The 22,735-nt window shown below is 67.2% G+C and carries 22 protein-coding genes; 9 read left to right on the top strand and 13 right to left on the bottom strand.

Annotation, left to right across the window (positions count from 1 at the left end):
* Complete coding sequence (locus tag BU124_RS03460; RefSeq protein WP_084861057.1) at positions 1–1,446, bottom strand: MORN repeat-containing protein; 1,446 nt, start codon at positions 1,444–1,446, stop codon at positions 1–3.
* A 149-nt stretch (positions 1,447–1,595) separates the two neighbouring features.
* On the opposite strand from BU124_RS03460, the gene BU124_RS03455 reads away from it, so the two are divergent.
* Positions 1,596–3,254 carry an NAD+ synthase gene (locus BU124_RS03455; protein ID WP_084861056.1) on the top strand — a complete coding sequence of 553 codons (1,659 nt, stop codon included), beginning with the start codon at positions 1,596–1,598 and terminating at the stop codon, positions 3,252–3,254.
* A 141-nt stretch (positions 3,255–3,395) separates the two neighbouring features.
* Positions 3,396–3,989 carry an NAD(P)H:quinone oxidoreductase gene (gene wrbA / locus BU124_RS03450; protein WP_084861055.1) on the top strand — a complete coding sequence of 198 codons (594 nt, stop codon included), beginning with the start codon at positions 3,396–3,398 and terminating at the stop codon, positions 3,987–3,989.
* Between the two features lie 58 nt (positions 3,990–4,047).
* On the opposite strand, the gene BU124_RS03445 is transcribed toward wrbA, so the two are convergent.
* On the bottom strand, positions 4,048–4,995 hold the full coding sequence (locus tag BU124_RS03445) for a 1-phosphofructokinase family hexose kinase (RefSeq protein ID WP_084861054.1): 948 nt from the start codon (positions 4,993–4,995) through the stop codon (positions 4,048–4,050).
* A 270-nt stretch (positions 4,996–5,265) separates the two neighbouring features.
* Positions 5,266–5,658 carry a metallopeptidase family protein gene (locus BU124_RS03440; protein ID WP_084861221.1) on the bottom strand — a complete coding sequence of 131 codons (393 nt, stop codon included), beginning with the start codon at positions 5,656–5,658 and terminating at the stop codon, positions 5,266–5,268.
* 63 nt (positions 5,659–5,721) lie between these two features.
* On the opposite strand from BU124_RS03440, the gene gltX reads away from it, so the two are divergent.
* Complete coding sequence (gene gltX, locus BU124_RS03435) at positions 5,722–7,044, top strand: glutamate--tRNA ligase (protein WP_084861053.1); 1,323 nt, start codon at positions 5,722–5,724, stop codon at positions 7,042–7,044.
* 83 nt (positions 7,045–7,127) lie between these two features.
* Here the strand turns inward: gltX and BU124_RS03430 are convergent, their stop codons facing one another.
* Genes BU124_RS03430 through BU124_RS03420 form a run of 3 tightly spaced genes read right to left on the bottom strand, consistent with a single transcriptional unit; the run spans position 7,128 to position 10,914 of the window.
* Positions 7,128–7,709 (bottom strand): gamma-glutamylcyclotransferase family protein, encoded by a 582-nt coding sequence (locus BU124_RS03430; RefSeq protein ID WP_084861052.1) that lies wholly within the window; start codon positions 7,707–7,709, stop codon positions 7,128–7,130.
* Complete coding sequence (locus BU124_RS03425) at positions 7,706–10,216, bottom strand: ABC transporter permease (RefSeq protein ID WP_425442443.1); 2,511 nt, start codon at positions 10,214–10,216, stop codon at positions 7,706–7,708. Before BU124_RS03425 ends, BU124_RS03430 begins: the two co-directional genes overlap by 4 nt.
* An 8-nt stretch (positions 10,217–10,224) precedes the next feature.
* Positions 10,225–10,914 (bottom strand): ABC transporter ATP-binding protein, encoded by a 690-nt coding sequence (locus tag BU124_RS03420; protein WP_084861050.1) that lies wholly within the window; start codon positions 10,912–10,914, stop codon positions 10,225–10,227.
* Here BU124_RS03420 and BU124_RS03415 point away from each other — a divergent pair.
* The gene (locus BU124_RS03415) at positions 10,913–11,593 is read left to right on the top strand and encodes an arylesterase (protein ID WP_084861049.1); all 681 of its coding nucleotides are present in this window, start codon (positions 10,913–10,915) and stop codon (positions 11,591–11,593) included. The genes BU124_RS03420 and BU124_RS03415 overlap by 2 nt on opposite strands.
* Positions 11,594–11,662: 69 nt before the next feature.
* Here BU124_RS03415 and BU124_RS03410 read toward each other — a convergent pair whose 3' ends face one another.
* The gene (locus BU124_RS03410; RefSeq protein WP_084861048.1) at positions 11,663–11,869 is read right to left on the bottom strand and encodes a cold-shock protein; all 207 of its coding nucleotides are present in this window, start codon (positions 11,867–11,869) and stop codon (positions 11,663–11,665) included.
* A gap of 299 nt (positions 11,870–12,168) precedes the next feature.
* On the opposite strand from BU124_RS03410, the gene BU124_RS03405 reads away from it, so the two are divergent.
* Positions 12,169–12,447, top strand: coding sequence for a hypothetical protein (locus tag BU124_RS03405; RefSeq protein ID WP_084861047.1), 279 nt, complete (start codon positions 12,169–12,171; stop codon positions 12,445–12,447).
* 69 nt (positions 12,448–12,516) lie between these two features.
* Here BU124_RS03405 and BU124_RS03400 read toward each other — a convergent pair whose 3' ends face one another.
* The 4 genes from BU124_RS03400 to BU124_RS03385 form a co-directional block, all read right to left on the bottom strand.
* Positions 12,517–12,723 (bottom strand): cold-shock protein, encoded by a 207-nt coding sequence (locus tag BU124_RS03400; protein WP_050929587.1) that lies wholly within the window; start codon positions 12,721–12,723, stop codon positions 12,517–12,519.
* 196 nt (positions 12,724–12,919) lie between these two features.
* On the bottom strand, positions 12,920–13,168 hold the full coding sequence (locus BU124_RS03395; RefSeq protein WP_084861046.1) for a TFIIB-type zinc ribbon-containing protein: 249 nt from the start codon (positions 13,166–13,168) through the stop codon (positions 12,920–12,922).
* 113 nt (positions 13,169–13,281) lie between these two features.
* Positions 13,282–14,937 carry an energy-dependent translational throttle protein EttA gene (ettA, locus tag BU124_RS03390; RefSeq protein ID WP_084861045.1) on the bottom strand — a complete coding sequence of 552 codons (1,656 nt, stop codon included), beginning with the start codon at positions 14,935–14,937 and terminating at the stop codon, positions 13,282–13,284.
* Positions 14,938–15,020: 83 nt separating this feature from the next.
* A complete protein-coding gene (locus BU124_RS03385) occupies positions 15,021–16,898 on the bottom strand; it encodes a putative bifunctional diguanylate cyclase/phosphodiesterase (protein ID WP_084861044.1) in 1,878 nt (625 codons plus the stop codon).
* Positions 16,899–17,016: 118 nt separating this feature from the next.
* Here BU124_RS03385 and BU124_RS03380 point away from each other — a divergent pair, with 118 nt between their 5' ends.
* Both BU124_RS03380 and dacB read left to right on the top strand, forming a co-directional pair.
* Entirely contained in the window at positions 17,017–17,619 is a 603-nt protein-coding gene (locus tag BU124_RS03380) for a nicotinate-nucleotide adenylyltransferase (protein ID WP_084861220.1), read from the top strand.
* Between the two features lie 40 nt (positions 17,620–17,659).
* Positions 17,660–19,150 (top strand): D-alanyl-D-alanine carboxypeptidase/D-alanyl-D-alanine endopeptidase, encoded by a 1,491-nt coding sequence (gene dacB, locus BU124_RS03375; RefSeq protein WP_084861043.1) that lies wholly within the window; start codon positions 17,660–17,662, stop codon positions 19,148–19,150.
* A gap of 60 nt (positions 19,151–19,210) precedes the next feature.
* Here the strand turns inward: dacB and BU124_RS03370 are convergent, their stop codons facing one another.
* Positions 19,211–19,627, bottom strand: coding sequence for a tellurite resistance TerB family protein (locus BU124_RS03370; RefSeq protein WP_084861042.1), 417 nt, complete (start codon positions 19,625–19,627; stop codon positions 19,211–19,213).
* A gap of 117 nt (positions 19,628–19,744) precedes the next feature.
* On the opposite strand from BU124_RS03370, the gene BU124_RS03365 reads away from it, so the two are divergent.
* Both BU124_RS03365 and BU124_RS03360 read left to right on the top strand, forming a co-directional pair.
* Entirely contained in the window at positions 19,745–21,385 is a 1,641-nt protein-coding gene (locus BU124_RS03365; protein ID WP_084861041.1) for a lysine--tRNA ligase, read from the top strand.
* Positions 21,386–21,443: 58 nt separating this feature from the next.
* Complete coding sequence (locus BU124_RS03360) at positions 21,444–21,839, top strand: DUF4864 domain-containing protein (protein WP_084861040.1); 396 nt, start codon at positions 21,444–21,446, stop codon at positions 21,837–21,839.
* 23 nt (positions 21,840–21,862) lie between these two features.
* Here BU124_RS03360 and BU124_RS03355 read toward each other — a convergent pair whose 3' ends face one another.
* Positions 21,863–22,459: an NYN domain-containing protein gene (locus tag BU124_RS03355; protein WP_281250889.1), complete on the bottom strand. Its 597-nt coding sequence runs from the start codon at positions 22,457–22,459 to the stop codon at positions 21,863–21,865.
* Positions 22,460–22,735 lie beyond the last annotated feature (276 nt).

The raw sequence follows: 22,735 nt of genomic DNA, 5'->3' as shown, positions 1-22,735 counted from the left end.
CTACTCGGTCGCCTGCTCGTCGCTGACGGGGTCGGCGGCCGGGCTGCCGCTGTCTTGGCTGACGAGGGCGCCGTCCTGCCACTCGCCCTCGGCCACCTGGCCGGTGGCGTAGGTCATGGTTCCCTCGCCCTGGCGGCGGCCCGAGCGGAAGGTGCCCTCGTAGACATCGCCGTTGGCGTAGGTGGCCACGCCCTGGCCGCTGATTTCGCCGTTTTCCCACTCGCCCTCGTAGACGAAGCCGTCGGCCATGGTGATCTTTCCGGTGCCGTGGCGCTGGCCGTCCTTGAACTCGCCCTCGTAGACGGTTCCGTCGGCATAGGTGGCCGTGCCGGTGCCGTTGCGCTGACCGTTGGCCCATTCCCCGGTGTAGGAATATCCGTCGGCATAGGTCATCGTGCCCTGGCCGTGGTTCTTGCCGTCCTTGAACTCGCCCTCGTAAACCAGCCCGTTGGCGTAGGTGGCGACGCCCTCGCCATGGATCACGCCGTTGCGCCATTCACCCTCGTAGGTGGAGCCGTCGGGATAGGTGATCTTGCCGGTGCCGTGGGCGATGTCGTCCTTGAACTCGCCCACGTAGGTCGAGCCGTCGGGATAGGTCACCTCGCCTTCGCCCTCGATCTGGCCCTCGGACCACTGGCCGACGTAGCGATAGCCGTCTGTCCCGGTGAAGGTTCCCTCGCCGTGGCGCATGTCGTTCTTGAAGTCGCCCTGGTAGACGTCGCCGTTGGCAAAGGTCACGGTGCCCTCGCCCTCGCGCTTGCCGGCCACGAGGTCGCCTTCGTAGATGTCGCCGTTGGGCTGGATCAGGCGCCCCTCGCCCTGGATCTGGCCGTCCTCCCAGGTGCCTTCGTAGACCAGCCCGTCGGGCATGGTCAGCTTGCCTTCGCCCTGGCGCGTGCCATCCACGAGGTTGCCCTCGTAGACCGCGCCGTCGGGATAGGTGATGCGGCCGACGCCCTGCTTGACGCCGTTGACCCAGGGCCCCTCATAGACATAGCCGTCGGGGCTGCGCATGACCCCCTGGCCGTGGTGCATCGCGTTGCGGAACTCGCCCTCGTAGACGACGCCGTTGGCATAGCGCGCGATGCCGCGCCCGGTGATGTTGCCCTCGGTCCAGTCGCCTTCGTAGGTGCCGCCGTCGGCGAAGGTGATCTTGCCGGTTCCGTGCGGCTTGCCCGCGGCAAATTCGCCCTCGTAGACCGAGCCATTCGGGAATTTCGCCGTGCCCTCGCCGCGAATCTCTCCCTCGAACCATTCGCCGGTGTATTCATAGCCGTTGGGCAGCCGGTACGTGCCCTGGCCGTGCTGCAGACCGTTCAGGAACTGGCCCTCGTAGACGCCACCGTCGTCGTATTGCTTGGTCTGCACCGACTGCGCCCCGGCTGGCAGTGCGGCCAGCGCGACCAGCGTGGCGGCAAGGATGTGATGCGACTTGGTGCGCGGCATGATCGGCGGCTCTCCCCACAATTTGCGCCAAGGGTAATCAGCACGGCGCGACAAGACAACGGAGAAACCGGCCCGCCCCTGGGCATTCGGCTTCACCTTGCCCGCCGATCTGCTACATGGCCCGCAGGACTTACCGAGGGTGTTCCGCAATGGCCGACCGCTTCCGCCTGACACTGGCACAGCTCAACCCCACCGTGGGCGATATCGCGGGCAATGCCGCAAAGGCGCGCGCGGCCTGGGACAAGGGCAGGGCGGCCGGCGCCGACATGGTGATGCTGCCCGAGATGTTCATCACCGGCTATCAGCCGCAGGACCTGGTGATGAAACCCGCCTTCGTGCGCCGCGCGGTCGAGGCCATCGCGGCGCTGGCGGCGGACTGTGCCGATGGCCCGATCCTCGGCGTCGGCGGGCCGATGGCCGAGGACGACAAGCTGCACAACACCTATTTCATTCTCAGGGGTGGCAAGGTGCATGCCACGACGCGCAAGTATTTCCTGCCCAATTTCAACGTTTTCGACGAGGTCCGGGTGTTCTCGCGCGGCGACATGCAGGGCCCGTGGGATGCCGGGCCGCTGCGCATCGGCACGCCGGTCTGCGAGGATGCCTGGTATCCGGATGTCTGCGAGGCCATGGCCGAGAGCGGGGCCGACCTGCTGCTTGTGCCCAACGGCAGCCCCTATTTCCGCGACAAGCGCGAAGTCCGCATGAACCAGATGGTCGCCCGGGTGACCGAATGCGACCTGCCGCTGGTCTATCTGAACACGGTCGGCGGGCAGGACGACCAGGTGTTCGACGGCGGCTCTTTCGTGCTCAACCGCCACGGGGCGTTGGTGGTGCAGCTGCCGCATTTCGAGGAGGCCATCGCCGAGGTTGAGTTCACCCGCAGCGCGGAGGGCTGGCAGGCCGAGGCCGGCTTGATGGCGCATGTCCCCGACAGCCTGGAGGATGATTACAACGCGATGGTGCTCGCCCTGCGCGACTACATCGCCAAGAGCGGCTTCGAAAAGGTGCTGCTGGGCCTGTCCGGCGGAGTGGATTCGGCCGCCGTGGCGGCCATCGCCGTGGATGCGCTGGGCCCCGACAACGTGCGCTGTGTCATGCTGCCCTCAGCGTATACCTCGCAGGGCTCGCTGGACGATGGCCGGGCCGCCTCCACGGCGCTGGGCGTGCGCTACGACACTGTGCCCATCGGCGCGGTGCGCGACGCGGTGACCGGCACGCTGGCCCCGCTGTTCGAGGGCCTGTCCGAAGGCCTGACCGAGGAAAACATCCAGTCGCGCATCCGCGGGCTGCTGTTGATGGCGCAGTCCAACAAGTTCGGCGAGATGCTGCTGACCACCGGCAACAAGTCCGAGGTGGCCGTGGGCTATGCCACGATCTACGGCGACATGGCCGGCGGCTACAACCCGATCAAGGACCTTTACAAGACGCGGGTCTTCGACATCTGCCGCTGGCGCAATGCCAATCACCGCGACTGGATGCTTGGGCCGGCCGGCGAGGTCGTGCCGCAAGCGATCCTCGACAAGCCGCCCTCGGCCGAGCTGCGTGCCGACCAGAAGGACAGTGACAGCCTGCCCGACTACCCGGTGCTCGACGGGATCCTCCAGATGCTGGTGGACGACGAGGCCAGCGTCGCCGAGTGCGTGGCGGCCGGGTATGCCCGCGATGATGTCAAGCAGGTCGAGGGCCTGCTCTATACCAGCGAATACAAGCGGTTCCAGTCGGCCCCCGGGCCGCGCCTGTCACGCCGCGCCTTCTGGCTGGACCGGCGCTATCCCATCGTGAACCGCTGGCGCGACGAGGGCTGATAGCGCGATTTCGCGGCGCTTCGGTCGAATTGGGTTACTCAGTGCGCAAGTGCACAAGGTCTGCGGACCCATGGGCGGCGACAGCGCCAGACAGGGCGATTATTTCCTCCGTGTTCAAATTTCTGACGCAAGGAGCCTGCGATGAGCACGCCCAAGATCACGATCATCTACTATTCCACCTATGGCACCAACCACGGTGTTGCCCAAACCGCCGCCAAGGCCGCCGAGGATGCCGGCGCCGAGGTCCGCCTGCGCCGCGTTGCTGAAACCGCCCCGGCCGAGGTCGTCGCCGGCCAGGACGCCTGGAAGGCTGCCGCCGAGGCGCAATCCGATATTCCCGAGGCCACGCTCGATGACGTTGATTGGGCCGACGGGCTGTTCCTTTCCTCGCCCACGCGGTTCGGCACCGTGGCCAGCCAGATGCGCGCCTTTATCGACACGCTCGGCCCGCTCTGGATGGAGGGCAAGCTCGCGGACAAGACCGTGACGGCAACCACCTCCAGCCAGAACCCCAACGGCGGGGCCGAATCCACGCTGCTTGGGTTTTACACGACCTTCATGCACTGGGGCGCGATCATCGTGCCGCCGGGCTACACCGACGCGGTGAAATTCGAGGACGGCGGCAATCCGTACGGATTCTCGACCACGCCGGGCGCGTTGGACGATATCGGCCAAAGATCGGTCGCCCACCAGGCCCGCCGGCTGACAGAAGTCACGGCAAGACTCGGCGGCTGACATCCGGCATGATGACAGCAACAGGCGCGTCGGCCGGCCGGCGCGCCTGTTTTTGGGACTACAGGACCTCGACCTCGGTCTGCTCCAGCAGCGCCTCGAAGTCCTGCGGCAAACAGAGCTGCGTGCCTTCGGTCATGCAGGCCGCCGAGGCGGCGGCCGACCCGCGGCGGAAGGCCTCGTCAACCGGGTGATCCTGTGCCAGCGCCATGACGAATCCGCCGACGAAGCTGTCGCCAGCGCCGACCCGGCTGCGCACGGCGATATTGGCGGCATTGACCCGCAGCTGGCGGGTGCCGTCCGACAGGACCGACCCGTCGGCGCCGCGGGCCACGATCACAAGTTGCGCCGCTCCCTGCCGGACCAGACGTTCGGCAAAGGCGGCGCTGTCGGCGCGGCTGCGCAGGGGGCGGCGCGCCAGGGTCTCGGCCTCGTGGCTGTCCATGCGCAGCAGGAACGGCGGCGTGTCCTGCCCGGCGGCCAGATGCGCCAGCGCCGGGCCGGAGGTGTCCAGTACGACGCGCGCGCCGGTTTCGCGGACATCATGGCAGATGCGGGCGTAAAGATCGGGCGAGGCCCCGTGCGGCCCGCTGCCCGAAAGCACGATAAAGCCGTCGCGCGTGGCACTGTCACGGATGGCGTCGCGGACGCGCCGGATATCCGCGCCCGTCCAGTCGGGGCCGGGCAGCATGAAGCGGAACTGGTCGTTGGTGCTCAGGTCCGTGACGGCAAGGCTCTGGCGCGTGTCGCCGGGGGCGGCATGAACGACGATGTCCAGCCCGGTGTCGCGCAGCAGGTGCTCCAGCGCGGTGCCGGTGTCGCCGCCCAGCGCGACGAAGGCGCGAGAGGCCCCGCCAAGTTGATGGATGGCACGCGCCACGTTGAGCCCGCCGCCGCCCGGGTCCGTTTCAGGCGGGGCGCAGCGCATCTTGGCGTTGGCCTCCATCTGCGCGACGGAGGTCGACAGATCGAACGCCGGGTTGAGCGTGACGGTGAGAATATCGTGCATCGAGGGCCTCCTGTTGGCGCTAACATAGCCACAGGATGCGGCCGATGCCAAGGCGGCTTCCCGGGGGCGGCTTTTCCCGTTTTCACTCTGCAAGGCTCAAAGCACCGATCCGGGGCCGTGCCCCGGACCGGTTGGGCTTCGCCCGTTCGCACCTCGAAAGGTCCCCCGGACCTTTCGCCGGGGCGGTGCCCCGGACCGGTTGGGCTCCGCCCGTTCGCATCTCGAAAGGTCCACCGGACCTTTCGCCGGGGCCGTGCCCCGGACCGGTGCTCACTCCCACCAGCGGTCTATTGTGGCGATGTCGGCGTCGGACCAGCCGAAGTGATGGGCGAATTCGTGTGTCGTCACATGGGCGACGAGATTTGTCAGCGTCACGTCGCGCTCGGCCAGTTCCATCAGGATGGGCTGGCGGAACAGCCAGACGATGTCCGGGCCGTGCGGCACGTCATGGCTGGATTTCTCGGTCAGCGGGATGCCGTCGTACATTCCCGTGATCTCTTCACGCTGGGCCTGCGCATCGTCGCCGGGGTCGAGCAGATGATCGGGCAACCAGTCCGCGGCCTGGATCGCGACGTCGCGGGCCAGCGCCGCGAAGGGGGCGGGCAGCCCGGCGACGGTGTCGCGGGCGATCTCCTCGATACGGGCCAGGCTGGGCGTTTCCATGAGGGCGATATGGACAATTTCGAGCGGCTGTGAAAGAGCCTGCATCCGTAACTGGAGAGCCCCATGACCATCACCCGCTTTGCCCCCTCGCCCACGGGTCACCTACACATTGGCAATCTGCGCGCGGCGCTGTTCAACTACTGCATCGCGCGCCAGGCCGGGGGCACCTTCATCCTGCGCATCGACGACACCGACCCGGACCGGTCGGAGGAGGCCTATGTCGCGGCGATCAAGGAGGACCTGACTTGGCTGGGCCTGACCTGGGATCGGGTGGAACGCCAGTCGGACCGGCTGGACCGATACGCCGCCGCCAAGGCGCGGCTGATCGAGATGGGCCGGCTTTACGAGTGTTTCGACACGCCCGACGAGTTGGAGCTCAAGCGCAGAAAGCAGATGAACATGGGCCGGCCACCGGTCTACGACCGCTCAGGCATTGACCTGACCGAGGACCAGAAACAGGCCTACCGCGACGCGGGGCGCACGGGTCACTGGCGCTTCAAGCTGGATCACGAGCGGATTGAGTGGACCGACGGTATTCTCGGCGAGGTCTCCATCGACGCGGCCAGTGTCAGCGACCCGGTGCTGATCCGCGGCGACGGGCAGGTGCTGTATACGCTGGCCTCGGTCGTGGATGACACCGAGATGGGGATCACCGACGTGGTGCGCGGCTCGGACCACGTCACCAACACCGCAACGCAGATCCAGATGATCCGGGCGCTGGGCGGGACGGTGCCGAATTTCGCGCATCACTCGCTGCTGACGGGACCGCAGGGTGAGGCGCTGTCCAAGCGGCTGGGCACGCTGGCGCTGCGCGACCTGCGCGCGCGGGGGATCGCGGCCATGGCGGTGAATTCGTTGATGGCGCGGCTAGGGTCCGCGGATCCTGTGGAGCTGCGCGAAAGCATCGACGAGGTTGTCGCGGGCTTCGATCTGTCGCGGTTCGGCAGCGCGCCGACCAAGTTCGACAGCGACGACCTTGTGCCGCTGACCCATCGCTGGCTGGCTGCCCGGCCGTTCTTGGAGGTCGAAGCCCGCGTGCGGGCGCTGGGCGTACCGGATGACCTGGCTGAGGTGTTCTGGGAGGTGGTGCGCGAGAATATCGCCACGCTTGATGACATGGCCGACTGGTGGCGGCTTTTCCGCGACGGGGCCAAGCCCAAGGTCGCCGAGGAAGACGCGGATTTCGTCGCGACGGCGCTGGGGCTGCTAGGCGATCCGCCCTATACCTCAGAGACCTGGGCCGACTGGACCGCCGCGGTCAAGGCGGCCACGGGCCGCAAGGGCAAGAGCCTTTTCATGCCGCTGCGCCGGGCGGTCACGGGCATGGACCGCGGGCCGGAGATGGCCGACGTGATGCGCCTGATGCAGGTCAAGCCCCGGGCCTGACGGGGCGGGCGATCCGGTGACGGATCGCGCCGCTTGCGTCGACGCAAGCGGGCACGCGCTGTCGACAGCGCGTGCGCTGCCACTCAGGACCGGGCCGGGAACACCCTGGCCCCGATATCCGCCAGCGCCGTGTCCACCAGCCGCCGCTCACCGCGCGAGAGGGGCTGGTGGCGCGGGTAGCGCGGGGCGTGCCGATCGTCGACGATCGGCGTGGCGAACCCGGCCGTGGTCGCGAAAAAGTGCGCCACGCCCTCGCGGCCCAGTAGGTTCAGGTAGCCCTGAATCACCACGTCCAGATAGCTCAGCAGGATGGGATGTTCGGTCGAGGGCGGCGCGAGATGCCCCCGCGCGGCCTCATAGACCGCGACCCGGCGGCGCGAGCGCTCGTGGATCACCTGATCGGTCACGTCGCGGCGCCGGTAGGCCTGTTCGCGCCGGTCCAGCGCGGCCCAGTCCCCACCGGGCACATGCGCCAGAACGCCCCGGATTTCGGCGCCCGCCACAGGTTCGACCGACAGAAAGGCCACGGGGCGCCGCGCGGAATGTTTCCAGACCCGCCGCCAGCCCTGCAGCCGCGCCGGGACGGGGTCCGGGTAGGCGTGCGTCGCCAGGTTCACCAGCGAGCCGTAGCCGAAGAACGCGGGGGGCGGTGTGGTGTCGATCATTCCCGGCCGCGTAGCACGCGGGCCGGTTTCGCGGACAGTGGGCGCAGCGCGAAGGCCAGCCCGGCCAGCAGGGTCGTCAGCACCCCGCCGAGGACGATCCCCAGAGCATTCGGCCAGATCGGCGTGAACCCGGTCTCCATCACATAGGTCGAGACGGCCCAGCCCCCGGCCATGCCCGCCGCCAGGGCGACCAGCGCCGCGGCCAGCCCCAGCAGCGCCGCGCGCAGGGCGAAGCTGCGCAGCACGCGGGCCCTTGACGCGCCGAGTGTCTTGAGCACCGCCGCCTCGTAAGTGCGCGCCCGTTCACCCGCAGCCGCCGCGCCGATCAGCACCAGAAAGCCCGTCACCAGCGTGGCCAGCGCGGCATAGCGCGTGGCCGCCGCGATGCCGCCCAGCACCACCAGGACCCGGTCGATGGCGTCGCGGATGCGGATCGCGGTGATGTTCGGATAGGCCTGGGCCAGGTCGCGCAGGATGGCGGCCTCGGCCTCCGGCGCGGCATAGACGGTGCTGATCCAGCTGTGCGGCGCGCCCCGCAGCGCCGCCGGGTTCATGGACATGACAAAGCCCATGCCCGCGTCGTCGAACTCCACCTGGCGAAAACTGGTGATCTCGGCGGTGATGTCGCGCCCGAGCACGTTGACCGTGAGCGTATCGCCCAGCGACAGGCCCATTTCCGCAGCCTCTTCGCGGCTGAAACTGACCTGGGGCGGACCACCGTAATTGGCCGGCCACCATTGCCCGTCGGTGATCACCGTGCCCGGCCGTGGGTCCGTCGAATAGGTCAGCCCGCGATCGCCCTCGATCACCCAGTGGTCGGTGACGTCCTCGGCCGGCTGGCCGTTGATGCGGGTGATGATGCCACGCAGCATCGGCGCGATCTCGTAGTCTCGGACCGCCGGGTCCTCGTCCAGCCGGGCGCGAAAGCCGTCGATCTGGTCGGGCTGGATGTCCACGAAGAAATAAGACGGTGCAACCTCCGGCAGGTCATCGGAAATGGATTGGCGCAGGTTGCCGTCGATCTGGCCCACGGCAGCCAGAACCGCCAAGCCGAGGCCCAGCGACAGCACCACCGATGTCGTTTCGCCCCCCTGCGCCCCGATGGCGCCGAGGGCCAGCCGCAGGGTCGGCCGGCCGCGCGCGGCCCCCTTGAAGCGGCGCGCCAGCCAGCCGATCCCCAGCGCGGCCAGCACCAACAGCACCAGCGCCGCCGCGATCCCCCCCGTGGTCGACAGCGTCAGGACAGCGGTGCCCGAGAACCATATCGCCGCCCCGACCAGCCCGGCCAGCAGCGCAGCCATGGCCACGAGGTAGCGCGGCGCCGGCAAACGCCCCGCCGCGCCGCCGATATCGCGGAACAGCGTGGCCGCGCGTATCTGCTCGGTCCGGGCCAGCGGCCAGAGGGTGAAGATGCCGGCGGTCAGCACGCCGTAGAGCGCGGCCTCGGCCAGTGGCGCGGGGTAGAGCGTGAACGCGGCCGGGATCGGCAGGCGGTCGACGATCAGCGGCGACAGGGCCAACGGCACCAACGCGCCCAGCACCACGCCGATTCCGACGCCGATAAGGGTCAGGATCCCGATCTGGATGACATAGGTCAGGAAGATCGTGCCGCTGGTCGCGCCAAGGGTCTTGAGCGTGGCGATAACCTCGGTCTTTCCGGCAAGATAGGCGCGCACGGCCGCCGAGACGCCGACCCCGCCCACGGCCAGCCCCGACAGGCCCACCAGCACCAGAAAGGCGCCGATGCGGTCGACGAACTGGCTGACCCCCGGCGCGCCGTCGCGGGCATCGCGCCAGCGCAGCCCGCTGTCGCTGAACCGCGCCTCGGCCTCGGCCTGCAGCGCGGCGAGGTCGGATCCCTCGGGCAGGTCCAACCGGTAGTTGCTGTCCATCAGCGTGCCCTCGCCCAGAAGACCACTGTCGGCCAGATCGTCCAGCCGCACCAGCGTGCGCGGGCCCAGCCCGAAGCCGCCGCCGGAATTGTCGGGGTAGGACTCCAGCACGGCGGATAGCACAAACTCCTGCGTGCCCAGCCGGAAGGTGTCGCCGGGGTCAAGCGCCAGCCGGTCGGCCAGCACCTGTTCAACGACCGCGCCGGGCAAGTCCTCGGTGCCGGCGAAGGCCTGCTCCAGCGGCATCGCCGGGTCCAGCTCGACCGCCCCGATCAGCGGATAAAGCGCATCGACCGCCTGCACCTGCGTCAGGCCGCGCTCGGGCGGATCGCCGGGAACCACCGCCATCGATCGGAAATCCACCGTTTCCGAGACCGCCTCTGCGGTCGCCTCCATCCACGCTTCCTCTTCGGGGGTCGCGAAGCGATAGGTGAAGGTGACAACGGCGTCGCCGCCCAGCAATTCCGCGCCTTCGTCGGCCAGCCCGGCCTGGATCGAGGCGCGGATGGTGCCCACAGCGGCAATCGCCATGACCCCCAGCGCCAGGCAGGCCAGGAAGATGCGAAAGCCCCGCAGCCCGCCGCGCAATTCGCGCCGCGCCAGTCTGTACGCCATCCCGGTGTTCATTCCGCCGCCTGCCTGCTGGTGTCCAGGCGTCCGTCGCGCAAGTGAACCACGCGGTCGCAACGCCGAGCCAGATCGGGCGCATGGGTGACAAGGACCAGCGTCGCGCCATGGCGTTCGCGCAGGCCGAACAGCATGTCGATGATCGCCGCGCCGTTGGTCTCGTCAAGGTTGCCCGTGGGCTCGTCGGCCAGCAGGATCTTGGGCCGCGGCGCGGCGGCCCGCGCGAGGGCCACGCGCTGCTGCTCGCCCCCCGACAACTGGCCGGGGTAATGCCCGGCCCGGTCGGACAGGCCCATGGCCGACAGCTCGGCCTGCGCGCGGTCGAAGGCATCGCGGTGTCCGGCCAGCTCCAGCGGCGTGGCGACGTTTTCCAGCGCCGTCATCGTCGGGATGAGGTGGAAGGACTGGAAGACCACCCCCATATTGTCCCTGCGGAACCGCGCCAGCGCGTCTTCCCCCATCCGGGTGATGTCGGTGCCGAGCGCGGTGATGCGCCCCGATGTCGCGGTGTCCAGCCCGCCCATCAACATGAGGAGTGACGATTTGCCAGACCCGCTCGGCCCGACCAGCCCCATGGTCTCCCCGCGCGCCACCTGCAGCGAGATCTCGTGCAGGATGTCGACGCGGCCCGCGTTACCCATCAGGGACAACGAGACATCATTCAGGGAAAGGGCGGGGTCATTCATGGCGCGGGCCTTCGGCACGTTGCGGTCCCTCACATATGGAGCGATTGTCGCGGCCCGCAATGCGGCGATTGCAATCCTAGTGCTGTCCGGGGCCGCGCAGGCCGAGACGGTGACGATCGCCGCGCTGGGCGACAGCCTGACCCAGGGCTACGGGCTGATCGAGCAGGAGGGCTTCGTGCCGCAGATGCAGGCTTGGCTGCGCGACCAGGGCGCGGATGTCGAGATCATCAACGCCGGCGTGTCGGGCGATACCACCGCCGGGGGGCTGTCGCGGGTGGACTGGACCCTGACACCCGAGGTGGACGCCATGATCGTCGCGCTGGGCGGCAACGACATGCTGCGCGGCATCGCGCCCGAGGTGGTACGCGCCAACCTCGACGGGATCATGCAAGCGGCCGCGGAGGCCGATACCCCGGTCCTGCTGGTGGGCATGGAGGCGCCGGGCAACTACGGCCCCGACTACAAGGCCGCCTTCGATTCGATCTATGCCGACCTCGCCGAGTCCCACGACAGCCTGCTGTTCGACAACTTCTTCGCGGGAATCATGTCCGACGATCTGTCGCGCGCCCGGTCGCGCTTCATGCAGCCGGACGGCATCCACCCCAATGCCGACGGTGTGAAGCGAATCGTCTCGGCCATGGGGCCGGCGGTTCTGGACCTCGTCGCGCGGGCCGACTGAGGCCCGGGTGGCGGAACGCCCGGACATGCCGGCCCGGGCGTCCAGAGTTTCTCGGGGGGCGGCCGGGCCTCAGGCCAGCGCCAGGTCGACCGCGGATTTGCGGCCGTCACGGCCTTCCTGCAACTCGTAGGTCACCTTCTGGTCGTCGGCGAGGCCGGTCAGACCGGACCGCTCGACCGCCGAGATGTGGACGAAGACATCCTTGCCGCCGTCCTCGGGGGCGATGAAGCCATACCCCTTGGTGGTGTTGAACCATTTGACTGTGCCAGTGGCCATATCACTGTATCCTTCAGTTTACTCCGCTCGCGGGATGCAGCGGATCGGCTCGTCAGTGCAGAGGATCGAGAGACTGCGCCGATAGAGGAGACAGTGGTAGATCGTGGTAACGTCGCGCTGACAAGATGCGCATCTTGCCGAAACGGATCAAGTGAAATTCCTGTGGCACGGGATTAGGCAAGGTGCCGCCCTGCACGGCAGAGGGCCGCGCGGGGATTACACGCGGCGCCATTCCCCTTGGTCGCCGCGCGCCCGGTCTGCTAGGGCTGTCGAGAGTTCGCAAACCTTCGGGGAGACAGATGTTCAAGTTTCTATTCGGACGCAAGGGCGGCGCGGAGCCGGTCAAGGAAACCCAGCGCGAGACGCTGGAGCGCGCCATCGGCGAGATCAACGAGATCATGGCGGGGCTGACGGACAAGCCCAAGCTGACCGTCGACATGGACACCGGCGGTCTGACGCTGGACCTGCCCGAGCAGATGCCCGACGAGGCCCTGGCGCTGCCCGCCCCGGCGGCGGACACGGCGGCGGACGACACCGCGGACACCGCCGAGGCTGACACCGACAAGCCCGCGGCCTGAGCGCCGCACCCCCGCAACGCAAAAAGGGGCAGCCGAAGCCGCCCCTTTCCAAATCATGTCGCGTCCGGCTCAGGCCAGGGCGAGGTTCGTCGCGCTCTCGCGGCCGTCGCGGCCGGCTTCGACGTCGAAGGTGACCTTCTGATCGTCGGCCAGGCCGGTCAGCCCGGCCCGCTCGACGGCGGAGATGTGGACGAAAACGTCCTTGCCGCCGGTCTCAGGGGCGATGAAGCCGAAGCCTTTGGTGGTGTTGAACCATTTCACGGTGCCATTGGCCATGTGAAGTCTTCCTTATGATGCATGCTGCCCGCGGAAGTGCGGCAGCCCGGCGTCGTCAGTCTGGGTCGAAGAACTGAGTGCCGGTCAAGGAAGTCAGGGTCGAGGTAGAATAACGTCTGCAAGATTGCGTATGTCGAAGGCCCAGCCGTTTGGCAAGGGATAATCGCGGAAGACCGACTTCCGATCCATGGGCCGACTAGAAATCAAACAGCTCAGACAGGAAGCTTTCCTTTTTCTTGCGCCTCGGGCGTCCGCCGTCATTTCCGAAACCGGCATCCATGTCGCCCCGCGAGGCAGGTTCCGGCGTCTGCGGCGCGCTGCGATCAATGATCTTGTCAAGCTCGCCACGGTCAAGCCAGACGCCGCGACATTCCGGGCAATAATCAATCTCGACGCCCTGACGTTCGGCGATTTGCAGGGTGTTTCCATCAATGGGGCATTTCATGGCGCACTCCTCTCTGACCATTGGCGATAGATATGGGTGCGCCACTGAGGGTTCTCAACACCCATGCCCGACACGGCCCGGAACAGGTTCGCGCGGGCCGCACCACCACTGTCTCACCTCGCAAACTTCTTGTGCTTCAGCCGCTTCGGCTCCAGCGCGTCGGCGCCCAGGCGGCGTTTCTTGTCTTCCTCGTAGTCCTCGAAGTTGCCCTGGAACCATTCGACGTGGGCGTCGCCCTCGAAGGCGAGGATGTGGGTGCAGATACGGTCGAGGAAGAAGCGGTCGTGCGAGATGACGACGGCGCAGCCGGCGAAGTCGGTCAGGGCGTCCTCCAGCGCGCGCAATGTTTCGACGTCCAGGTCGTTTGTGGGCTCGTCGAGCAGCAGCACGTTGCCGCCCGATTTCAGCAGCTTGGCCATGTGCACGCGGTTGCGTTCGCCCCCCGACAGCAGGCCGACCGTTTTCTGCTGGTCGCCGCCCTTGAAGTTGAAGGCGCTGCAATAGGCGCGCGAATTCATTTGCGCGTCGCCCAGCTGGATGATCTCGCCGCCGCCCGAGATTTCCTCCCACACGGTGTTGTCGGGGTTCAGGGCGTCGCGCGACTGGTCGACGTAGGACAGTTCGACCGTGTCGCCGTATTCCACGCTGCCCGCGTCGGGCTGGTCCTGCCCGGTCAGCATCTTGAACAGCGTCGATTTGCCAGCGCCGTTGGGGCCGATGACGCCGACGATGCCGCCCGGGGGCAGCGAGAAATCGAGGTTCTCGATGAGCAGCTTGTCGCCCATCGCCTTGGTCATCCCCTCGACCTCGATCACCTTGCCGCCAAGGCGCGGGCCGTTGGGGATGATGATCTGGGCGCGCGACAGTTTCTCGCGTTCGGACTGGTTGGCCAGCTCCTCGTAGGCCTGGATGCGGGCCTTGGACTTGGCCTGCCGGGCCTTCTGGCCCTGCTGCATCCATTCCAGTTCGCGTTCCAGCGTCTTCTGCCGGGACTTGTCTTCGCGCGCTTCCTGCGCCAGCCGCTTGGCCTTCTGGTCCAGCCAGCTGGAGTAGTTGCCCTCGTAGGGGATACCCGACCCGCGGTCGAGTTCGAGGATCCAGCCGGTGATGTCGTCGAGGAAGTAGCGGTCGTGGGTGACGATCAGGATGGTGCCCTTGTAGTCGATCAGGTGCTGTTGCAGCCAGGCGATGGTTTCGGCGTCAAGGTGGTTGGTCGGCTCGTCGAGCAGCAGCATGTCGGGCGCTTCCAGCAGCAGCTTGCACAGCGCAACGCGGCGCACCTCGCCGCCCGAGAGCGTTTCCGGCATGGCGTCGTCGGGGGGGCAGCGCAGGGCCTCCATCGCGACGTCGATCTGGGCGTCGAGGTCCCAGAGGTTCTCGGTGTCGATCTCGTCCTGCAACTGCGCCATCTCGTCGGCGGTCTCGTCGGAGTAGTTCATTGCCAGCTCGTTGAACCGCTCCAGCTTGGCGCGTTTCGCGGCCACGCCCTCCATGACGTTGTCGCGCACGGTCTTGGCGGGGTCCAGTTGCGGTTCCTGCGGCAGGTAGCCGACGCGCGCGCCCTTGGCGGCCCAGGCCTCGCCGGTGAACTCGGTGTCCAGCCCGGCCATGATGCGCAACAGGGTGGACTTGCCGGCGCCGTTGACGCCGACGACGCCGATCTTGACGCCGGGCAGGAAGGACAGGCGGATGTTCTCGAAGCACTTCTTGCCGCCGGGATAGGTCTTGGAGACACCATCCATGTGGTAGACATATTGGTAAGACGCCATGACGCACCCCCTGTAACGCGTTGTCGATATCGTCGGGTCGATAACGGCTTGGGCCGGGCGCTTCAACTGCGGATCAATGCGGGTCAGCCAGAGATCATGCGCAGCGGCCTGTTGGCGGAGCGCGCTTCGAGCCAGGCCGGAAGATCCGCGGGGCGCAACGGGCGCGACACCCAGAAGCCCTGCACGGTGGTGCATCCCATGTTGAGCAGGGTGGTCGCGGTCTGGCGGTCCTCGACCCCCTCGGCCACGACCGAGAGCCCGAGGTCGTTGCAAAGCTCGATGATCTTGCGCACGATCTTGGCGGCGGTGTCATCCTGCTGCACATTCCCGACGAGGCTGCGGTCGATCTTGACGCCCGAGACGGCCAGTTCGGCAAGGTGCGCCAGGCCCGCATAGCCGACGCCGAAATCGTCGAGATAGACCTTGAAGCCCGCGTTGCGCAAATCGCGTATGGTCGCGGCATGCGACGAGTTTTCCGTGACCTTGCCGAAGGCAGTGGTTTCGAGAACCTCGATGGCGACCTGATCGCGGGACAGGCCGCCGGCCTCGACCCCCCAGACCAGGCGGTTCACGAATTCGGGATGCGCGAGCAGGCTGCTAGAGGCGTTGAACGAGACGGTCAGGCCGCCGTGCCCGCCCTTGTCCAGCAGGTGTTTCTGTTCCAGCGCCTCGCTCATCGAGCCCAGGTCGAGCGCGCCCATGAGCCCGAGTTCGTCGGCGATGGGCAGGAAATCGTCCGGGCCTATGGTGCCGGCTTCGGGGTGGGTCCACCGGACCAGTGTCTCCAGGCCAACGACGGACTGACTGTGCAGGTCGAACACGGGCTGGAAGACGTGATCGAGCGTCGCGGTGTCGATGGCATCGGCCAGGTCGCTGGCGCGCTGGGACCTGATGCTGTGCCGCCGGTGCAGGGTCTCGTCGTAGATCTCGGCCCGCGCGCGGCCGCGCTGCTTGGCCTCGTAGAGCGCGAAATCCGCCTGCAGCAGAAGGGTGTCGGCGTCGGTCTCGCCGCGGGGAGAAAGCGCCGCGCCGATGCTGCAACTCACCGAGATCAGCCTGTCGTTCCACTCCAGCGGCTCGGACACGCTGTCGCCGATGCGCGCCGCGATCTCGCGCAGGTCGTCCAGGTTGCGGATGTCGGGCAGGACGGCAACGAATTCGTCACCGCCGATGCGGGCGACCATGGCATCGGTGTAGATCTCGGACGTCAGGGCCCGGGCCACGTGAAGCAGGGCGGCATCGCCGGCGGAATGGCCGTGGGTGTCGTTGATCGCCTTGAAGTGATCCAGGTCGATGTGAAACAGCGCTGCCGGCCGGCCTGTCTGCGCCGCGGTCTCGAGCGCGCGGGCGGTGAAGCGCAGGAAGGCGGACCGGTTCGCCAGCCCGGTCAGGCTGTCATGCGTCGCCTCGTGGGCCAGCTTGTTGCGCGCCTCGCGCAGGCGCTCCTCCTGCTCGATCTGAGCGGTGACATCGCGGCAGATGAGGATGGCGTGATGCTCGCCCGCCGCGGACTTGCGAAACGAGGTCGAGATCTGGTTCCAGAATAGCTCGCCGTTTTTGCGGCGGTTCCGGTGCAGTTGCAGGCTGTCGTAGGCGGGATCGTCGGGATCGTATCGGAAGGCCCTGATCTCCTGGTGCGACGGTGTCTGATCCTCGGGCAGGGCAAAGCTCAGGGGGTTGCGACCGATCATTTCCTCGGGGCTGCGATCCATGATCCGGCAATAGGCCGGGTTCGGCCAGATGATGGCCCCGTCCAGCGTCTGGATCACGATCCCGTCGCTGGCATGTTCGCAGGCCATGCGAAAATGCTCGGCCTCGCGCAGCTGGCGAACGAGATCGCGGCGCGTGCCGCGCAGCGTGGCCGCCAGCCGGCTGGTTTCCGCCCGACTGCGCAGCAGGAGGGACCCCAGCAGGAAGTGTCCGCCCAGAAGGGCCAGGACTGCCGTGACCAGAAGGGACAAGAGCGCGTTATCCGTGCTTGCGACGATTCGGGAAAGCCTAGGCCGCGCGCGGTTGTGGTCCGGTTAAGGTACGGGGCCGCTTGCCAAGCCTTGGGAGGCGACGTAAGGCCCGCGCATGATGCGCGCCGAAATCCCGCATGCCCGCGCCGGGCAGGTGATCGGACTGCTGGGCGGGTCCTTCGACCCCGCCCACGGCGGCCATGTCGATCTGACGCGGGCCGCGTTGCGTGGCTTCGGGCTGGACCGCGTCTGGTGGCTGGTCTCGCCGGGCAACCCGCTCAAGCGCACCGGCCCGGCGGCCCTGGATCAGCGCATGGCCCGGGCCCGGGAGGTGATGCGTCACCCAAGGGTCGAGGTGACGGATATCGAGGCGCGGATCGGCACACGGCGCACCGCGCGCACGCTGGCGCGGTTGCAGGGTCTCTATCCCGGGGTACGCTTCGTCTGGCTGATGGGGGCGGACAACCTGGCGTCGTTCCACCTCTGGGGTCAATGGCACGAGATCATGCACCGGGTGCCCGTCGGGATCATCGCGCGGCCCGGTGACCGGATCGCGGCGCGGCTGTCGCGCGCGGCCCGCATCTATCGCGCGCAGCAGCTGCCCGCGCGGGCCTCGGCCCTTCTGGGGCGCGCCGAACCGCCGGCCTGGTGTTTCGTCAACATGCCCATGAATCCCCAGTCCTCGAGCGGCCTGCGCGCCCGGGGGGACTGGACGCGATAGGCGGTTGCCGCGGCGGCGCCCACCGTCCTAGTCTGCGGCCATGACGGCGCGGGTGACACGGCGCGGCCTGCTGGGCGGGCTGATCGGCACGATGGGCGGGACGGCGCTGGCCGGTCCGGTCACGACCTCGCTGCGCCCGCGATTGCGCCCCGCGGCCCCGGGCGCGGGGCCGCCCCTGCGCCCGACGCTGGACGAGGTGATCGCCCGCGCGGGCCTGGGGCCGGGTGGCATTGCCAGCGTCGAGATCCGCGACCTGGAGACCGGCAAGCTCGTCGCGTCAGCCGCGCCCGAGACGGCGCTGCCGCCCGCCAGCGTCACCAAGGCGCTGACCTCGCTCTACGCGCTTGAGATGCTGGGCGGCGATCACCGGTTCACCACGCGCGTTCTGGCCACCGGCCCGGTGCGTGATGGGGTGGTGCAGGGGGACATGATCCTCGCCGGCGGGGGCGATCCGACGCTGAGCACCGACCACCTGGCCGAGCTGGCCGGCGCCCTCGCCGCGCAGGGCATCACCGGGATCACGGGGCGGTTCCTGTGCTGGGGCGGCGCGCTGCCGCATATCGAGGAGATCGAGCCGGGCCAGATGGACCACCTGGGCTACAACCCGGCCGTCAGCGGGCTGAACCTGAATTTCAACCGTGTGCATTTCGAATGGGCGCGCAACGGGCGCGACTACGAGATCACGCTGGATGCGCGCACCGCGCGCTATCGCCCCGACGTGGGCATGTCGCGGGTGCGGGTCTCGGCCCGGTCGCAGCCGGTCTATACCTACGAGGGGCCCGACGACTGGACCGTGGCGCGCGCGGCCCTGGGCGAGGGCGGGGCGCGCTGGCTGCCGGTGCGGCGGCCCGCGCTCTACGCCGGGGATGTCTTCCGCACCCTCGCGGGCGGGCAGGGGCTGCGCCTGCCCGAGCCGGCCGAGGTCGACACCCTGCCCGAGGCGAAGGCGCTCGCCCGCCACGACAGCGCCACGCTGCGGGTGATCCTGGGCGACATGATGAAATATTCCACCAACCTGACTGCCGAGGTCTGCGGGCTGGCCGCCACCCGCGCGCGTCTGGACCGGCCGGTCGGGTTGCACACCTCGGCCGCCGCGATGTCGACCTGGCTGCGGCGGACCTATGGCATCGGCGCCCGGCTGGCGGACCATTCCGGGCTGTCGGATGCCAGCCGCCTCAGCGCCGCCGACATGGTGCAGGTGCTCATGGCCGACGGTGCCGATGGCGCAGTGCGCCCGCTGCTCAAGCCCATCGCGATGCGGGGCGCCCGGCGCCAGCGCCTTGCCGATCACCCGGTCGCGGTCGTCGCCAAGACCGGGACGCTCAATTTCGTCAGCGCGCTGGCGGGCATCGCGACCACGCCGGACGGCCGCGACCTGGCCTTCGCCATCTTCACCGCCAATCCCGAGCGGCGCGCGGCCGGCAAGACCACCGGCGACGAGATCCCCGACGGGGCGCGGGCCTGGAACCGGCGGTCACGCGCGCTGCAACAGCAGATCCTGCAACGCTGGGGGCTGACGCAGGCGGGTTAGAGCATGTCGCGCAAAAGGGGGAACCGGTTTTGCGCTCCCCGGACATGCGGAATCAAATAGTTAGAGTGTCAGATGCCGCGCCCGTGCGCCGCGTTCGATCGCGGCGGCGTGCAGCCGGTCGAGGTTGAATTCGTAGCGGATTTCCTCGAGCAGGCGCAGCTCGGCCTGCGGGATATCGCCGTCGGCGGCGGCCACGTCACAGGCCAGGGCATAGGCGGTCTCGTACAGATGCTCGGGCAGCGCATCGCGGACCAGGCCGAACAGCGCGTCGAGGCCGTCTTCCTGGCTGAACAGGTCGAAGACGACCGCTGAGACCTTGCTGATCTTGTCGGCGTCGTAATCCCCGAAGACCGGCAGGTGATTGACCGTGCTTGTGATCTTGACGAGTTCGGCGGTGCGGATGTCCTCGTCGCTGGCCGAGACCGCGATCATGATGGCGACAAGGGCGTCCTGCGCGGTCAGCGGGGCGGGGGACATGGCGCGTTCTCCTCTCTGCGACAGCCCCGCTTTATTGACGCTTTCGCGGCACTGCAATAGGAGGCATGTCGCACCGGCCACATCGGGCCGATCCCGTCCCACAGGAAAGCCGACGCCATGTCCGATCTGCGCGATGCCGCGATGACCGCGAAAGCCTGGCCCTTCGAGGAGGCGCGCGCGCTGCTGAAACGGATCGAGGCGTCCGGCAAGTCGGAGGTGGTCTTCGAGACGGGCTACGGCCCAAGCGGGCTGCCGCATATCGGCACCTTCGGCGAGGTGCTGCGCACCACCATGATCCGCCGCGCCTTCGAGGTGATTTCCGACATCCCGACGCGCCTGATCTGTTTTTCCGACGACCTTGACGGGATGCGCAAGGTGCCCGGCAACGTGCCGCAGCAGGAGATGCTGGCCGCGCACCTGCACAAGCCGCTGACGTCGGTGCCCGACCCTTTCGGCACCCATGACAGTTTCGGCGACCACAACAATGCCATGCTGCGCGGGTTCCTCGATACCTTCGGGTTCGACTACGAGTTCGTCTCGGCGCGCGACTTCTACCGGTCGGGCCGGTTCGATACGGTGCTCAGGCGCGCGGTCGAACGTTACGACGACGTGATGACGGTGATGCTGAAATCGCTGCGCGCGGAACGCCAGCAGACCTATTCCATCTTCCTGCCGATCCACCCGGAAACGGGGCAGGTCCTCTACGTGCCCATGAAAGAGGTCAACGCGGCCGATCACACCATCACTTTCGACGACGAGGCGGGCCGCGAATGGACCCTGCCTGTCACGGGCGGCAACGTGAAACTGCAATGGAAGCCCGACTTCGGTGCGCGCTGGGCGGCGCTGGGCGTGGATTTCGAGATGTACGGCAAGGAACACGCCACCAACACGCCGATCTACGACCGCATCTGCGAGGTTCTGGGCGGCACCAAGCCCAATCATTTCACCTATGAGCTGTTCCTCGACGAGAACGGCCAGAAAATCTCCAAGTCCTCGGGCAACGGCATCTCGATGGATGACTGGCTGTCCTATGCCAGCACCGAAAGCCTGTCGTATTTCATGTACCTAAAGCCCAAAACGGCCAAGCGGATGCACTTCGACGTGATCCCGAGGGCGGTGGACGACTACCACCAGCACCTGCGCGCCTATGCCACGCAGGACACTGCCCATCGGGTCAACAACCCGGTGTTCCACATTCACGGCCACAACGTGCCCGACAGCACGATGGTGGTGCCGTTTTCGATGCTGCTGAACCTGGCCGCCGTGTCGAGCGCCGAGGACAAGGACAGGCTCTGGGGCTTCATCCAGCGCTACGCCCCCGAGGCCAGCCCCGCGGCCAACCCCGACCTGGACCAGGCGGCGGGCTTCGCGATCCGCTATTACAACGACTTCGTCAAGCCGACGCGCCAGTTCCGCCTGCCGGACGAGACCGAACGCGCCGCGCTGGAAGAGCTGATTGCCTGCCTGCGCGACGAGGCCCGCGCGCTGGACGTCATCGCCCGCAAGAACGCGCAAGAGGGCAAGGACACCCCCCTTCCAGCGGTGGACTGGCACGACGACGAGTTCCTGCAATCCGTCGTTTTCGCCATCGGCAAGACGCATGGATTCGAGCCGCTGCGCGCCTGGTTCGGCACGCTCTACGAGGTGCTTCTGGGCGCCAGCCAGGGGCCGCGCTTCGGCGGCTTCATCGCCCTCTACGGGATCGAGGAAACCGTCGCGCTGATCGAAAGCGCGCTGCGCGGCAACCTGGCCCGGTGAAACCAATCCCCCGGTTCGTCCGTATCAAACTGGTATCGGACAAACCGGAGGGGTCCCCATGCAACGCCTTTTGACTGCCGTTTTCCTGATCGTCGCCGCGCCCGTCGCGGCGCAGGACACCGAAATCCGATCCGTGATCGAGGGCCAGATGCAGGCCTTCCAGAACGAAGACAGCGCCGCGGCCTTCGACTATGCCAGCCCGGGTATACAGGGCATGTTCGGCACCCCGCGCAACTTCGGCATGATGGTCCGGCGCGGCTATCCCATGGTCTGGAACAACGCCGAGACGCAATTCCTGGAGCTGCGCGAGCGCAACGGCGCGCTCTGGCAGAAAATCCGCATCCGCGATGAAACCGGGGGGCTGCACCTGATGGATTACCGCATGGTGCAGACCGAAGAGGGCTGGCAGATCGACGGCGTGGTGGAACTGCCCGCCCCCGACGTGGGCGTGTGACCGGGTAGTGGATGAATTCTCAATTATTTTGGCGGTCGATAGTCTTTCGGGTCAAGACATTCATTGTAGAAGGCTTCATCCATCCTGAACCAGTTCGTCCGATCCACCCCGCGTTTAACGGTAGCCTTTGGCCCGTAAGGGAAGGGGCAGCAGATCGTGATGTTCCTGCCTTGCTCAGAAGCGATTTCTTTAACCTCGTCTACAACTTCTGACAGGTCTTGGTCCTGACTAAACAGAACGGCAACGTCAAACTCCCGTCGCCGGGCACACTTCACCAGATCGAGCGCAAGGCGCACATCCACTCCTTTTTCTTGCGGAACGACCTCTACGTCGGTGCTGCCGTCAGGGAGCTTTGTTTCCACCTCACGATATCGGAGAGTTCGCTTAGTTACGCTCACGCCAGACCTCTGGAGAGCGATGATTCGCTTGTCCCAATAACCAGCCCACATCTTTTGCCGTCGAGGGTCCGGTACGCCAGTATAGAAGCGAACTAGATTTGGCGTCCACCCGTGAGCCGCGCACACTGCGTTGTGTAACTTGATGGGATCATAGTTTGGATGGTGATGGCCAAACGCAGCCATAGCGTGCTGGAATAGGTTTTGGCCATCAAAAAAGGCCATCGCGTAAGTGGGCTGTGGCTTTTTAGTCATGCAGTTGTTTTGAAATTAAAAACCCTGTCGGGGACCCTGAGAGGGCCAAGTCCGACAGGGAGCTATTGAGGTCATTTAAGTAGCAACGCCCTAACATTTCGTCAACGACCTTATCGCTAGGCCTCTCGCTTTTGTACGGCCCGAGCTTCTTCGGCGGCGGTTCTGTAGTGTCTACCAGAGCCACAATATCGTCAACGCTCCAACGGCGCTCGGTCACGTCAGCGGCCATCGCAAGGCTAACTCGCA

It is taken from the genome of Salibaculum halophilum, assembly GCF_002094885.1.
Classification (GTDB): domain Bacteria; phylum Pseudomonadota; class Alphaproteobacteria; order Rhodobacterales; family Rhodobacteraceae; genus Salibaculum; species Salibaculum halophilum.
The sequence above is the reverse complement of the archived record's forward strand: the minus strand, read 5'-3'. Positions and strand labels throughout refer to the sequence as shown.

Bases quoted from the DNA above. Each gene is read 5' to 3' on its own strand.
- BU124_RS03360 (WP_084861040.1), top strand. From the start codon at position 21,444: ATGCAACGCCTTTTGACTGCCGTTTTCCTGATCGTCGCCGCGCCCGTC.
- ettA (WP_084861045.1), bottom strand. From the start codon at position 14,937: ATGGCGTCTTACCAATATGTCTACCACATGGATGGTGTCTCCAAGACC.
- BU124_RS03400 (WP_050929587.1), bottom strand. From the start codon at position 12,723: ATGGCCAATGGCACCGTGAAATGGTTCAACACCACCAAAGGCTTCGGC.
- BU124_RS03460 (WP_084861057.1), bottom strand. From the start codon at position 1,446: ATGCCGCGCACCAAGTCGCATCACATCCTTGCCGCCACGCTGGTCGCG.
- BU124_RS03455 (WP_084861056.1), top strand. From the start codon at position 1,596: ATGGCCGACCGCTTCCGCCTGACACTGGCACAGCTCAACCCCACCGTG.
- BU124_RS03430 (WP_084861052.1), bottom strand. From the start codon at position 7,709: ATGATCGACACCACACCGCCCCCCGCGTTCTTCGGCTACGGCTCGCTG.
- BU124_RS03365 (WP_084861041.1), top strand. From the start codon at position 19,745: ATGTCCGATCTGCGCGATGCCGCGATGACCGCGAAAGCCTGGCCCTTC.
- BU124_RS03370 (WP_084861042.1), bottom strand. From the start codon at position 19,627: ATGTCCCCCGCCCCGCTGACCGCGCAGGACGCCCTTGTCGCCATCATG.
- BU124_RS03395 (WP_084861046.1), bottom strand. From the start codon at position 13,168: ATGAAATGCCCCATTGATGGAAACACCCTGCAAATCGCCGAACGTCAG.
- wrbA (WP_084861055.1), top strand. From the start codon at position 3,396: ATGAGCACGCCCAAGATCACGATCATCTACTATTCCACCTATGGCACC.
- BU124_RS03425 (WP_425442443.1), bottom strand. From the start codon at position 10,216: ATGGCGTACAGACTGGCGCGGCGCGAATTGCGCGGCGGGCTGCGGGGC.
- BU124_RS03405 (WP_084861047.1), top strand. From the start codon at position 12,169: ATGTTCAAGTTTCTATTCGGACGCAAGGGCGGCGCGGAGCCGGTCAAG.
- dacB (WP_084861043.1), top strand. From the start codon at position 17,660: ATGACGGCGCGGGTGACACGGCGCGGCCTGCTGGGCGGGCTGATCGGC.
- BU124_RS03415 (WP_084861049.1), top strand. From the start codon at position 10,913: ATGGCGCGGGCCTTCGGCACGTTGCGGTCCCTCACATATGGAGCGATT.
- BU124_RS03355 (WP_281250889.1), bottom strand. From the start codon at position 22,459: ATGGCCTTTTTTGATGGCCAAAACCTATTCCAGCACGCTATGGCTGCG.
- BU124_RS03410 (WP_084861048.1), bottom strand. From the start codon at position 11,869: ATGGCCACTGGCACAGTCAAATGGTTCAACACCACCAAGGGGTATGGC.
- BU124_RS03380 (WP_084861220.1), top strand. From the start codon at position 17,017: ATGCGCGCCGAAATCCCGCATGCCCGCGCCGGGCAGGTGATCGGACTG.
- BU124_RS03445 (WP_084861054.1), bottom strand. From the start codon at position 4,995: ATGCACGATATTCTCACCGTCACGCTCAACCCGGCGTTCGATCTGTCG.
- BU124_RS03420 (WP_084861050.1), bottom strand. From the start codon at position 10,914: ATGAATGACCCCGCCCTTTCCCTGAATGATGTCTCGTTGTCCCTGATG.
- BU124_RS03440 (WP_084861221.1), bottom strand. From the start codon at position 5,658: ATGGAAACGCCCAGCCTGGCCCGTATCGAGGAGATCGCCCGCGACACC.
- gltX (WP_084861053.1), top strand. From the start codon at position 5,722: ATGACCATCACCCGCTTTGCCCCCTCGCCCACGGGTCACCTACACATT.